Raw genomic sequence first — 11,508 nt, 5'->3', positions numbered from 1 at the left:
TCCGTTGTGCCCACCCTCCCCCTAGGGCTTCGCCCTGGGGGGACCCCCAGCCCCTGCGGAACGTATGCCCACAACGGGTGCGGCGAGGCACCCCGCGACACGACACGCGCAATACCGTGACCACCGACCACACGTGATCCCGGGGCACCCGCCCCGCGAGGAGCAACCGCATGTCCAGCGAGTTCTTCATTCCCGACCCGGAGGGTCAGGTCCCGTCTCCCGAGGGCTACTTCGGTGCCTATGGCGGCAAGTTCATCCCGGAGGCCCTCGTCGCCGCCGTCGACGAGGTCGCCGTCGAGTACGAGAAGGCCAAGCACGACCCCGAGTTCGCCCGCGAGCTCAACGAGCTGATGGTCCATTACACGGGCCGCCCCAGCTCCCTCACGGAGGTCCCGCGGTTCGCCGAGCACGCCGGCGGCGCCCGCGTGTTCCTGAAGCGCGAGGACCTCAACCACACCGGCTCGCACAAGATCAACAACGTGCTGGGCCAGGCCCTGCTCACCAAGCGCATGGGCAAGACCCGCGTCATCGCGGAGACCGGCGCCGGCCAGCACGGCGTCGCCACCGCCACCGCGTGCGCGCTGTTCGGGCTCGACTGCACCATCTACATGGGCGAGGTCGACACCCAGCGCCAGGCCCTCAACGTGGCCCGGATGCGCATGCTCGGCGCCGAGGTCGTGGCCGTGAAGTCCGGCAGCCGCACCCTCAAGGACGCCATCAACGAGGCGTTCCGCGACTGGGTCGCCAACGTCGACCGCACCCACTACCTCTTCGGCACGGTCGCCGGCCCGCACCCCTTCCCCGCCATGGTCCGCGACTTCCACCGGGTCATCGGCGTCGAGGCCCGCCGCCAGATCCTGGAGCGCGCCGGACGCCTCCCCGACGCGGCCGTCGCCTGCGTCGGCGGCGGCTCGAACGCCATCGGCCTCTTCCACGCGTTCATCCCCGACGCCGCCGTCCGCCTCGTCGGCTGCGAGCCGGCCGGCCACGGCGTCGAGACCGGCGAGCACGCCGCGACCCTCACCGCCGGCGAGCCCGGCATCCTGCACGGGTCCAGGAGCTACGTCCTCCAGGACGAGGAGGGCCAGATCACCGAGCCGTACTCGATCTCGGCCGGCCTCGACTACCCCGGCATCGGCCCCGAGCACGCCTACCTCAAGGACAGCGGCCGCGGCGAGTACCGGGCCGTCACCGACGACGCCGCCATGCAGGCGCTGCGTCTGCTGTCCCGTACGGAGGGCATCATCCCGGCCATCGAGTCGGCGCACGCCCTCGCCGGCGCCCTGGAGGTCGGCAAGGAGCTCGGACCCGAGGGCCTGATCGTCGTCAACCTCTCCGGCCGCGGCGACAAGGACATGGATACCGCCGCTCGCTATTTCGGGCTGTACGACACCGACGCCGAGGTGGCCGCGAACGCCGCCGACACCGCCGAGATCGAGGGGGACGCGAAGTGACCGGCAACATCCAGCTCCTGAGCGACACCCTCGCCAAGGCGAAGGCCGAGAACCGGGCCGCGCTCATCGCGTACCTCCCGGCCGGCTTCCCGTCCGTCGACGGCGGCATCGCCGCCATCAAGGCGGCCTTCGACGGCGGCGCCGACGTCGTCGAGGTCGGCCTGCCGCACAGCGACCCGGTGCTCGACGGCCCGGTCATCCAGACCGCCGACGACATCGCGCTGCGCGGCGGCCTGAAGATCGCCGACGTGATGCGCACGGTCAAGGAGACCTACGAGGCCACCGGCAAGCCGGTCCTCGTGATGACCTACTGGAACCCGATCGACCGCTACGGCGTCGAGCGCTTCACCGCGGAGCTCGCCGCCGCCGGCGGCGCCGGCTGCATCCTGCCCGACCTGCCGGTCCAGGAGTCCACCCTCTGGAGGGAGCACGCCGGCAAGCACGGTCTCGCCACCGTCTTCGTCGTCGCCCCCAGCAGCAAGGACGAGCGCCTCGCCACCATCACCGCGGCCGGCTCCGGCTTCGTCTACGCCGCCTCGCTCATGGGCGTCACCGGCACCCGCGAGTCGGTCGGCGAGCAGGCCGCCGAGCTGGTCCGCCGTACCCGCGCCACGTCCGACCTGCCGGTCTGCGTCGGCCTCGGCGTCTCCAACGCCAAGCAGGCCGAGGAGGTCGCCGGCTTCGCCGACGGCGTCATCGTCGGCTCCGCCTTCGTCAAGCGGATCCTCGACGCGGACGGCGACGAGGCCGCCGCGCTCGGCGCCGTAAGGGAACTGGCGGCCGAACTCGCCCAGGGCGTGCGCCGCACCTCGTAACCCATACGGGTGGATTTGCGACCGGGGAGGCGCGCCCGCGCCTCCCCGGTTCGTTCTCGTGGGCGTGAGCGAGAAGAACCGTGACGGTAATCGGAGCGCGCGGGAGCGCCTTCAGCAGCAGCGCGAGCGCGAAAAGGCGCGGGAGAAGCAGCGGCGCGTCCTCGTCGTGTCGGCGGCGGTGGTCGGCGTCCTCGGCCTGGCCGCGGTCGTCGGCGTGATCGCCGCCAACAGCGGGGGCAAGGACAGCTCCGACAAGGCCGGCCCCGTCGTCGACCCGGCCGGGGCGATCGCCGGCGACCGGCCCGCCATCCCGACGGGCCGACCGGACGCCCCCTCCACCCTGCAGATCTGGGAGGACTTCCGCTGCCCCGCCTGCCAGCAGTTCGAGGGCGCCTTCCGGGACACGATCCACGAACTGGAGGCGGCGGGCGCGCTCAAGGCCGAGTACCACCTCGCCACCCTCATCGACGGCAACCTCGGCGGCAGCGGCTCGCTGCGCGCCGCGAACGCGGCGGCCTGCGCCCAGGACGCCGGGAAGTTCACGGCGTACCACGACGTGCTGTACACCAACCAGCCGCCGGAGACCGACGACGCCTACGCCGAGAACGACAAGCTGATCGAGCTCGCCGGGAAGGTCCCCGGGCTCGACACGCCCGCCTTCCGCGGCTGCGTCGAGGACGGCACGCACGACGGCTGGGTGAAGAAGTCGAACGACGCCTTCAAGAAGAGCGAATTCAACGGCACCCCGTCCGTGCTGCTCAACGGAGAATCGATCTTCCCGCAGAAGGGCAGCGAGCAGATCTCCCCGGACAACCTGAAGAAGTGGGTCGCCGAGGCCAACAGGGGCAAGAAGCCCGGCACCGCGTCCCCGGCCGCCGGTTCACCCACCCGCTGACGGCGTTACGGAGAAGTTGCCGGGCTGGCTGCCGCACGGCCCGCCCGGCAGGGTAGCGTCGGACCTGCCATGGACCTTGCCTACATTCCCAGCCCGTCGACCGGCGTGATCCACCTCGGACCGATCCCGCTGCGCGGCTATGCCTTCTGCATCATCATCGGTGTCTTCGTCGCCGTCTGGCTCGGCAACAAGCGCTGGATCGCCCGGGGCGGCACCGCCGGTACGGTGGCCGACATCGCCGTCTGGGCGGTGCCCTTCGGCCTCGTCGGCGGCCGCCTCTACCACGTGATCACCGACTACCAGCTGTACTTCAGCGAGGGTGAGAACTGGGTCGACGCCTTCAAGATCTGGGAGGGCGGCCTCGGCATCTGGGGCGCCATCGCGCTCGGTGCCGTCGGCGCCTGGATCGGCTGCCGCCGCCGCGGCATCCCGCTCCCGGCGTACGCGGACGCCATCGCGCCCGGCATCGCCCTCGCCCAGGCCGTCGGCCGCTGGGGCAACTGGTTCAACCAGGAGCTCTACGGCAAGCCGACCGACCTGCCCTGGGCGCTGAAGATCACCGCGGGCCCCAACCGCGAGGCCGGCCTCTACCACCCGACCTTCCTCTACGAGTCGCTGTGGTGCATCGGCGTCGCGCTCCTGGTCATCTGGGCCGACCGCCGCTTCAAGCTGGGCCACGGCCGGGCCTTCGCGCTGTACGTCGCCGCCTACTGCGCCGGCCGCGGCTGGATCGAGTACATGCGCGTCGACGAGGCGCACCACATCCTCGGCCTGCGGCTGAACGTGTGGACCGCGATCATCGTCTTCCTGCTCGCCGTCCTCTACATCGTGATCTCGGCGAAGGTGCGCCCGGGCCGCGAGGAGATCGTGGAGCCGAAGAAGGGCGACACGGCGGAGAAGCCCGCCGCGGACGGCGACGCCGAGGAGAAGGCCGTCGAGGGCGCCGAGGCCAAGGACGCCGAGGCCAAGGATGCCGAGCCCGCGGACCAGGCCGAGACCGAGGCCGAGACCGGCGTCGAGGAGAAGCACAAGGACGGCGCCGGGAACGGGGCCGGGGCCGGCGGGCGCTGACCCGCACGGCACAGGGCCGCTCGCGGCACAGGACATGGCGGAGGGCCGCCGGGACCGAAGGGTTCCGGCGGCCCTCCGCCGTTGTGTACGCCGGGTCGTCAGGCCCTGCGGGCGGCGAGGGCCAGGACGCGGCGGGCCCGGGCGACCACGGCCGCGTCGACGAACCGGCCGTCCGGCAGCGCGAGAGCGCCCTCCTGGGCCTCGGCCGCCTTGACCACCTCCTCGGCCGCGGCGATCTCGTCGGGGGCGGGGAGGTAGGCCCGCTCGATCACCGGGAGCTGGCGGGGGTGGATCGCGGTGCGCCCCAGGAAGCCGAGCGCGCGGCCCCGGGCGCAGCTCGCGGCGAGGGCGTCGAGGTCGCGGACGTCGGGGTGGACGGACTGGACCGGCGGCGGCAGGGCGGCGGCGCGGGCGGCGACCACGACCCGGCTGCGCGGCCAGTCGAGCCCGCGGTCCTCCCGTACGCCCAGGTCGGCGGCGAGATCGGCCTCGCCGAGGGCGATGCCGTGGACCGAGGGGTGGGCGGCGGCGATGGCGTGGGCGTGCTCGACGGCGAGCGCGTTCTCCAGGAGCGGGTAGAGCGGGAGGCCCGCGGCGATCTCGGCGATCCGGGCGATGTCAGTGGGGTGTGTCACCTTGGGAACACGGAGAGCGACGAGTCCGGGGAGGGAGACCAGGGATGGGATGTCGCGGGGTGCGTGCACACGGACATGGACCGGTACGGGCTGGGGGTCGGCGAGCAGTTCGCGGGTGGCCGCGAGGGCGTAGGCCCGGCGGTCCGGGGCCACCGCGTCCTCCAGGTCGACGATGACGACGTCGGCGCCGGAGGCCAGGGCCTTGCCGACCACGTCGGGGCGGTCGCCCGGGGCGTAGAGCCAGGTGAGGGGGACGGGTCGGGTGACAGGGCGGGTGACGGGCCGGGTGGGGGTCATACGGCTCCTTCGGCGCGCAGGGTGGCGATCTCGCCGGGGGTGAGGCCGAGCTCGGAGAGGAGGGTGTGGGTGTCGGCGCCGTGCGGGCGGCCGGTCCAGCGGATCGCGCCGGGGGTGTCGGAGAGCCGGAAGAGCACGTTCTGCATCCGGATCGGGCCGAGTTCGGGGTCCGGGACCTCGGTGACGGTGCCGAGGGCCTGGAACTGGGGATCGTCGAGGACGTCGCGGACGTCGTAGACGGGGGCGATCGCGGCCTCCGCCTTCTCGAAGGCGGCCATGGCCTCGTCGCGGGTGTGGCGGGCGATCCAGGAGCCGACCGCCTCGTCGAGGACGTCCGCGTGTGCGGCCCGTCCGGTGCCGGTGGCGAACCAGGGTTCGTCGATCAGCTCCGGCCGGCCGACCAGGCGCAGCACGCGTTCGGCGATCGACTGGGCGGAGGTGGAGACGGCGACCCAGGAGCCGTCGGAGGTCTTGTAGGTGTTGCGCGGGGCGTTGTTGCGGGAGCGGTTGCCGGTGCGCGGCTGGACGTAGCCGAGCTGGTCGTACCAGAGGGGGTGGGGTCCGATGACGGAGAGCATCGGTTCGATGATGGCCATGTCGACGACCTGGCCGTGGCCGGTGGTGTGCCTGGCGGTGAGCGCGGTCATCACGGCGTACGCGGTGGCGAGGGCGGCGATCGAGTCGGCGAGGCCGAAGGGCGGCAGGGTCGGCGGTCCGTCCGGCTCGCCGGTGATGGCGGCGAAGCCGCTCATGGCCTCGGCGAGGGTGCCGAAGCCGGGCCGGTGGGCGTACGGGCCGAACTGGCCGAAGCCGGTGACCCGGGCGAGCACCAGGCGCGGGTTGACCGTGGACAGCTCCTCCCAGCCGAGGCCCCAGCGTTCCAGGGTGCCGGGGCGGAAGTTCTCCACGATCACGTCGGCATCGGCGGCGAGCCGCAGCAGGGTGTCGCGGCCGCCGGGCGTGGACAGGTCGAGGGTCATGGTCCGCTTGTTGCGGCCGAGGACCTTCCACCACAGGCCGACGCCGTCCTTGGCGGGGCCGTGGCCGCGGGACGGGTCGGGCTTGCGGGGGTGCTCGATCTTGATCACGTCGGCCCCGAAGTCGCCGAGCATCATCGCGGCGAGCGGGCCCGCGAAGAGGGTGGCGAGGTCGAGGACGCGCAGTCCGTGCAGCGGCGGCTGCGGGGCGGTGCCGGCGTCGGGGCTCGTGGCGGCGGGGCTCACGGCGGCGGTCATGCGAGGGCCGCCTCGATCGCGGCGCGGTACGGCATCGAGGTGGACGCGCCCTCGTGCTGCACCGAGAGGGCGGCGGCCGCCGACGCCCAGGCGAGGGCCTCCGGCATGGGGCGGGCCTCGGTGAGGGCCACGGCCAGGACCCCGGCGAAGGTGTCGCCGGCGGCGGTGGTGTCCACGGCCCGGACCCGGGGCGCGGGCACGGTCCGCGGCTCGGCGCCGCGCACGGCGTGCAGGCAGCCGGCCGCGCCGAGGGTGACGACCACCTCGGGCACCTGCTGCAGGAGCGCCTTGGCGGCGGCGGCCGGGTCGGTCTCGCCGGTGAGGGCGGTGGCCTCGTGCTCGTTCGGCACCAACAGGTCGGTGGCGGCGAGGAGTTCCGGCGGCAGGGGCTGGACGGGGGAGGGGGTGAGGATGGTGCGGACGCCGCGCTCGCGGGCGGCCCGCGCACCCTCGACGACCACGGAGAGGGGGAGTTCGAGCTGGAGGAGCAGGGCGTCGGCGGTGCCGATCAGGGCCTCGTCGCCGTGGTCGAGGGAGGTGACGGTGCCGTTGGCGCCGGGGACGACGACGATCGCGTTGCCGCCCTCGTCGTCGACGACGATATGGGCGGTGCCGGAGGCGCCCTCGACGGTGCGGAGCAGATCGGTGTCGACGCCGCTGTGTTCGAGCGCGGCCCGCATCCGTAGGCCGAAGTCGTCGGCGCCGACCGCGCCGATCATCGACACCTCGGCGCCGGCCCGGGCGGCGGCGACGGCCTGGTTGGCGCCCTTGCCGCCGGGGACGGTGCGGAACTCGCGGCCGGTGACGGTCTCGCCGCGGGCGGGCGCCTTGGCCACATAGGCCACGAGGTCCATGTTCGTGCTGCCGAGCACGACGATGCTGCTGGTCATGGGCGTACTGCCTCCGAGTGCGTCAGTGCGGCCAGGGCGTCGAAGCCGATGCCGTCGAAGGACGGCACCGAGGTCGAGAGCCGGTTCTTGAGAGGGGAGGTCCAGGATTCGGGCAGGCGGTCCGGGTGTCCGGCGAGCAGTCCCGCGACCGAGCCGGCGGTGGCTCCGTTGGAGTCGGTGTCCCAGCCGCCGGACACGGCCGCGCCGATGGAGCGGGTGAAGTCGCCGTCGGCGTGGGTGAGCGCGGCGGCGAGCAGGGCGGCGTTGGGCACGGCATGGACCCAGTGATACCCGCCGAGTTCGGCGTGGAGCCGGTCCACCACGGTGTCGAAGTCCGGTTGCGTACGGGCGGCCCCGATGCCGAACCGCACGGCCCGGGCCAGCCGTGACCCGGGCGGCACGACGGCGAGCCCGGCGGCGAGGCAGGTGTGCACGTCGGCGGTCCCGCTCGCGGCGGCGGCGATCGTCGCGGCGACGAACATCGCGCCGTACACGCCGTTGCCGGTGTGGCTGAGCACGGCGTCCCGGTGGGCCTGGCGGGCGGCGCCGGCCGGGTCGCCGGGGTGGGTCCAGCCGTGCACGTCGGCGCGGATCTGCGCGCCGATCCACTCGCGGAAGGGGTTGCGGCGGCAGGCGGTGTACGGGGGTTCGACACCGTCGAGGAGGTTGCGGTAGGCGATCCGCTCGGCGGTGAAGGTGCGTCCGGCGGGCAGTTCGTCCAGCCAGAGCCGGGCGACGTCGGCGGTGTCGAAGCCGCGGCCGTGGCGGCGGAGGAGGAGCAGATTGAGGAGGGGGTAGTTGAGGTCGTCGTCCTCGGGCATCCCGTCGATGTTCTCGGCGAGCGAGGTGGTGGCGGAGCGCCGGTTCCACGGGTGTGCGGCGAGGAGCTCCGCGGGGACGCCGCGGGCCGTGAACCAGTCGCGGAGCGGCCAGTTGCCGGTGGCGCGGGCGAGGGCGCGGATGGCGGGGAGGGGCAGCTTCTCCACGGGCTTGCCGAGGAGGCAGCCGGCGGCGCGGCCGAGCCAGGCGGCGTGCAGCCGGTCGTACAGGGCGTCGGATTCCCGGGCCCCCACCCCGCCCTCCCCCAGAGCTTCGCCTGGGCGGTGCCCCCACCCCGAAACTCTGACGAGACCGGGGGCTCCGCCCCCGTCCCCCCGGTACCGCGGCGCTTCGCGCGCGGGAGGACCGGCCGGGCTGTGGGCGGCGCCCTGCCCGGTGGCGGCTTCGCCGGGGCTCGGCGGCCAGGCGGGGCAGGCGGCGACGATCGCGGCGAGGGGGGTGGGTTCCAGTGGGGCGAGGGGGGAGGGGAGTTCGGACAGGGCGTCGAGGAGGGACTCGGCCAGGGGGCGGAGGTCCGGGCGGGGGGTGGGGGAGGCGCCGGCGGTGGGGGGTGCGGGTGGGCCGCCGGCGGCGGACCAGCGGGCGGCGAGGGCGCGGGCGTCGCGGCCGTCCTCCGCCGCTTGGCGCAGTTCGTGACCCACCAGGTCCTCGGGCTGGACCCAGGTGAGCCGGAGCGCGGCGGGGGGCGCCGAACAGGCGGGCGTTCTGGTGTCGTTGCGGGAGGGGGTGGGCCGGTTGCCCTCCGAGACCAGGCCGAGTTCGCGGCCCACAGGGGCGGAGGGGACGTCCGGGGTGCTCGTCATCGGGCCGCGCCCGTCAGGGTCGCGTACGCCGACTCGTGGGCGCGGCGGCGGGCCGTGTCGCGGGCGAAGATCTCGTGGGTGACGGCGGTCAGGGCGGCGGCCGGGGCGTGCAGGTCCAGGCGGCTGGCCTCGGCGACCTGTTTCGCCCACTCCGCCGGGACGGCGGACTCGCCGTGCAGGGCGCCGGCGAGCGCGCCGGCCATGGTGGCGATGGAGTCGCAGTCGCGGCCGTAGTTGACGGCGCCGAGGACCGTACGGCGGTAGTCGCCGTCGCCGACGAGAAGCATGCCGAGGGCGACGGGCAGTTCCTCGATGGCGTGGGTCCGGGAGGGGCGGCGGGCGTCCAGGGAGGGGGCGCGGTAGTCGGGGCCGACGGAGTCGAAGGGGGCGACGGCCCGGCGCAGCGGGGCGAGCGCGGTCTCGAAGTCCCGGTGCGCGTCGCCGACTTCGGCGACCGCCTCGATCGCCGCGCGGGTGCCGTCCTTGGCGAGGGCGAGCGCCGTGTCCACGACCGAGCGCGGGGTCGCGCCGGGCGCGCAGGCCGCGGCGACGGCGGCCGCGAAGACGCCGGCGGCCTCGCGTCCGTACGAGGACTGGTGGGCGCCCGCGATGTCGACCGCCTCGGCGTACGCGGCGGCCGGGTGCGCGGCGTTGACCAGGCCGACCGGGGCCATGTACATCGCGGCGCCGCAGTTGACGATGTTTCCGGTGCCGGCCTCGCGCGGGTCGGCGTGCCCGTAGTGGAGCCGGGCGACGATCCACTTCTCGGCCAGGAAGACCCGCTGGAGGGGCAGCGCCTCCGCCTCCAGTTCCGGGATCCAGACCGGGCGGCCGATGAGTTCGGGGACCAGGTGCTCGGCGACCGCGTACGCGTCGAGGTGGTCGCGGACCTTCTCGTACACCCTGATCAGGGCGTGGGTCATCAGGGTGTCGTCGGTGACGTGCCCGTCGCCCTTGTGGTACGGCGCGATGGGGCGGGCGGTGCGCCAGTCGGCGCCGTTCCAGGGGCCGACGATGCCGGTGACGCGGCCGCCGTGGCGTTCCACGATCTGTTCGGGGGTGTAGCCCTCGACGGGGCCGCCGAGGGCGTCGCCCACGGCGGCCCCGAGGAGGCTGCCGGTGATGCGGTCATCCAGAGTGGGGTGAGTTTGAGGCGTCATGCCGGAATTGTCCACCCGGGGTGATCGGTTCCGTGGCTGCGAGGAGACCGGCGAGTTCGACCAGGTCGGTGCCCGCGAGGCGGGGCAGGGCGCAGCCCGCGAGGGTGCGGCAGGCGGCCCGCCAGGTCGCCGGCACCGAACCGCCGCCGCCCAGCGCGCCGGTGAGCGCGCCCGCGAGGGCCGGAGCGGAGTCGGCGACCCGGGACAGACAGACGGCGGCCGGTACGGCGGCGGTCATGTCGCCGCGCGCGGCGAGCGCGAGCGCGAGGGCGACCGGGACGGTCTCGGCGGCGGCGATGCCGTAGCTGTAGACGTGGTCGACGATCTGGTGCTCCAGGAGCGGGACCAGCTCGAAGGCGGTGGTGGCGGTGCGGGCCAGCTGGACGGCGTGGCGGGCGTTGCGGCCGATCTCCGTCACGGGCGGCAGCTGGGCGAGCGCCGCCCCCACCGCGTCCGCCGCCGACGCGCCGCCGAGCGCCGCCGCGACCGCCGCGGCCATGGCCCGGGCGCCGTGCACGCCGTCGCCGTCCTGCGTGTACCGCGCGTCGAACTCGGCGAGCGCGGCCGCCGCCTGGGGGTCCCCGGGGTGGACGAGGGCGAGCACGGCGGCGCGGACGCAGGCGGCGTCGTCGAAGTAGTGCGGGTTGTCGTGCCCGGTCGCGGGCGGCCGCAGTCCGGTCGCCAGGTTCCCGAGCCCGGCCCGCACCGAGATCCGCGCCCGCAGCGGGAGCACGGCGGACTCGACCTCGGGCGCGCGGGCGGCCGCGGCGGCGACCTGGCTCGCGAGCGCGTTCCACGCCTGGTCGACGGCGGCCCGCAGCCGCCGCTCGGGCGCGAGCGTCCGGAACAGCGGTCCCGCCGCCGCGAGCAGCGCCTCCGCCGTGAACACCGCCCACTCGGCGTCGTCCGAGGGCCCGAGGCGGAGGGGCTCGGGCGGCTGGTTCAGCGCGATCGGTACGGGCAGCGTCGTCGTCGCGTTCTCCTCGGCGAACGTGTCCAGCTCCCGCGTGAGCCGCCGTGTCCACTCCGGCATCCGCGCCGCCCGGTGCCGTGCCGCCGGCCACCCGGCCGCGTCCCCGGCCGCCATCCCGAGCAACACCCCCTCGATCCCCTCGCGTCGCGCCGCGCCCCGCCCCCGCCTGCGCACCCCCAGCACCGGCGCCCGGCGCCCGGTGGGCGCGGCGGGCCGGGCCCTTTCGGCGGTGGCGGCTTCGCCGGATCGGCGGGCGGCGCGACCCTGCGGCCCGGCTTCGCCGGGATTCGCGCCCGCCGCTGCCGCTGCCGCTGCCGCTGCCGCTGCCGCAGCCGAGTCGGTCGGCGCGCCGAGGCGTGCCTGCGCACCCTGCCCACCGGCTCCGCCCCCGGCTCCGCCCCCGGCGTCGGGCCGGCCGTCCACCCGCCCGTCGGGCTGGG

The 11,508-nt window shown here is 74.8% G+C and carries 10 protein-coding genes; 4 read left to right on the top strand and 6 right to left on the bottom strand.

What is annotated here, in order from left to right; all coding sequences use genetic code 11:
• The first annotated feature begins 170 nt into the window (after positions 1-170).
• The 4 genes from trpB to lgt all read left to right on the top strand — a co-directional run bounded on the left by trpB (position 171) and on the right by lgt (position 4,235).
• A complete protein-coding gene (gene trpB, locus KV205_RS22005; RefSeq protein WP_265866249.1) occupies positions 171-1,454 on the top strand; it encodes a tryptophan synthase subunit beta in 1,284 nt (427 codons plus the stop codon).
• Positions 1,451-2,269 carry a tryptophan synthase subunit alpha gene (gene trpA / locus KV205_RS22000; protein WP_265866248.1) on the top strand — a complete coding sequence of 273 codons (819 nt, stop codon included), beginning with the start codon at positions 1,451-1,453 and terminating at the stop codon, positions 2,267-2,269. The genes trpB and trpA overlap by 4 nt, the downstream gene beginning before the upstream one ends.
• Before the next feature lie 64 nt (positions 2,270-2,333).
• Positions 2,334-3,164: a thioredoxin domain-containing protein gene (locus KV205_RS21995; RefSeq protein WP_265866247.1), complete on the top strand. Its 831-nt coding sequence runs from the start codon at positions 2,334-2,336 to the stop codon at positions 3,162-3,164.
• Between the two features lie 69 nt (positions 3,165-3,233).
• Complete coding sequence (gene lgt / locus KV205_RS21990) at positions 3,234-4,235, top strand: prolipoprotein diacylglyceryl transferase (protein WP_265866246.1); 1,002 nt, start codon at positions 3,234-3,236, stop codon at positions 4,233-4,235.
• A gap of 98 nt (positions 4,236-4,333) precedes the next feature.
• On the opposite strand, the gene KV205_RS21985 is transcribed toward lgt, so the two are convergent.
• Genes KV205_RS21985 through KV205_RS21960 form a run of 6 tightly spaced genes read right to left on the bottom strand, consistent with a single transcriptional unit; the run spans position 4,334 to position 11,182 of the window.
• Positions 4,334-5,167: an aldolase/citrate lyase family protein gene (locus KV205_RS21985; RefSeq protein WP_265866245.1), complete on the bottom strand. Its 834-nt coding sequence runs from the start codon at positions 5,165-5,167 to the stop codon at positions 4,334-4,336.
• Positions 5,164-6,402 (bottom strand): CaiB/BaiF CoA-transferase family protein, encoded by a 1,239-nt coding sequence (locus KV205_RS21980; RefSeq protein WP_265866244.1) that lies wholly within the window; start codon positions 6,400-6,402, stop codon positions 5,164-5,166. The genes KV205_RS21985 and KV205_RS21980 overlap by 4 nt, the downstream gene beginning before the upstream one ends.
• Positions 6,399-7,292: a ribokinase gene (gene rbsK, locus KV205_RS21975; protein ID WP_265866243.1), complete on the bottom strand. Its 894-nt coding sequence runs from the start codon at positions 7,290-7,292 to the stop codon at positions 6,399-6,401. Before rbsK ends, KV205_RS21980 begins: the two co-directional genes overlap by 4 nt.
• The gene (locus tag KV205_RS21970) at positions 7,289-8,935 is read right to left on the bottom strand and encodes an ADP-ribosylglycohydrolase family protein (RefSeq protein WP_265866242.1); all 1,647 of its coding nucleotides are present in this window, start codon (positions 8,933-8,935) and stop codon (positions 7,289-7,291) included. The genes rbsK and KV205_RS21970 overlap by 4 nt, the downstream gene beginning before the upstream one ends.
• Positions 8,932-10,095 (bottom strand): ADP-ribosylglycohydrolase family protein, encoded by a 1,164-nt coding sequence (locus KV205_RS21965; protein WP_265866241.1) that lies wholly within the window; start codon positions 10,093-10,095, stop codon positions 8,932-8,934. Before KV205_RS21965 ends, KV205_RS21970 begins: the two co-directional genes overlap by 4 nt.
• Positions 10,064-11,182 carry an ADP-ribosylglycohydrolase family protein gene (locus KV205_RS21960; protein ID WP_374214706.1) on the bottom strand — a complete coding sequence of 373 codons (1,119 nt, stop codon included), beginning with the start codon at positions 11,180-11,182 and terminating at the stop codon, positions 10,064-10,066. Before KV205_RS21960 ends, KV205_RS21965 begins: the two co-directional genes overlap by 32 nt.
• Between the last annotated feature and the right edge of the window lie 326 nt (positions 11,183-11,508).

This window comes from Streptomyces sp. SKN60 (assembly GCF_026236535.1).
Classification (GTDB): domain Bacteria; phylum Actinomycetota; class Actinomycetes; order Streptomycetales; family Streptomycetaceae; genus Streptomyces.
Note: the sequence above shows the minus strand (reverse complement) of the source record. Positions and strands in the feature narration are given on the sequence as shown.

Excerpts from the sequence above, each read along its gene's own strand:
- trpB (WP_265866249.1), top strand. The coding sequence starts at position 171 with ATGTCCAGCGAGTTCTTCATTCCCGACCCGGAGGGTCAGGTCCCGTCT.
- lgt (WP_265866246.1), top strand. The coding sequence starts at position 3,234 with ATGGACCTTGCCTACATTCCCAGCCCGTCGACCGGCGTGATCCACCTC.
- KV205_RS21985 (WP_265866245.1), bottom strand. The coding sequence starts at position 5,167 with ATGACCCCCACCCGGCCCGTCACCCGCCCTGTCACCCGACCCGTCCCC.
- KV205_RS21980 (WP_265866244.1), bottom strand. The coding sequence starts at position 6,402 with ATGACCGCCGCCGTGAGCCCCGCCGCCACGAGCCCCGACGCCGGCACC.
- rbsK (WP_265866243.1), bottom strand. The coding sequence starts at position 7,292 with ATGACCAGCAGCATCGTCGTGCTCGGCAGCACGAACATGGACCTCGTG.
- KV205_RS21970 (WP_265866242.1), bottom strand. The coding sequence starts at position 8,935 with ATGACGAGCACCCCGGACGTCCCCTCCGCCCCTGTGGGCCGCGAACTC.
- KV205_RS21965 (WP_265866241.1), bottom strand. The coding sequence starts at position 10,095 with ATGACGCCTCAAACTCACCCCACTCTGGATGACCGCATCACCGGCAGC.
- KV205_RS21960 (WP_374214706.1), bottom strand. The coding sequence starts at position 11,182 with ATGGCGGCCGGGGACGCGGCCGGGTGGCCGGCGGCACGGCACCGGGCG.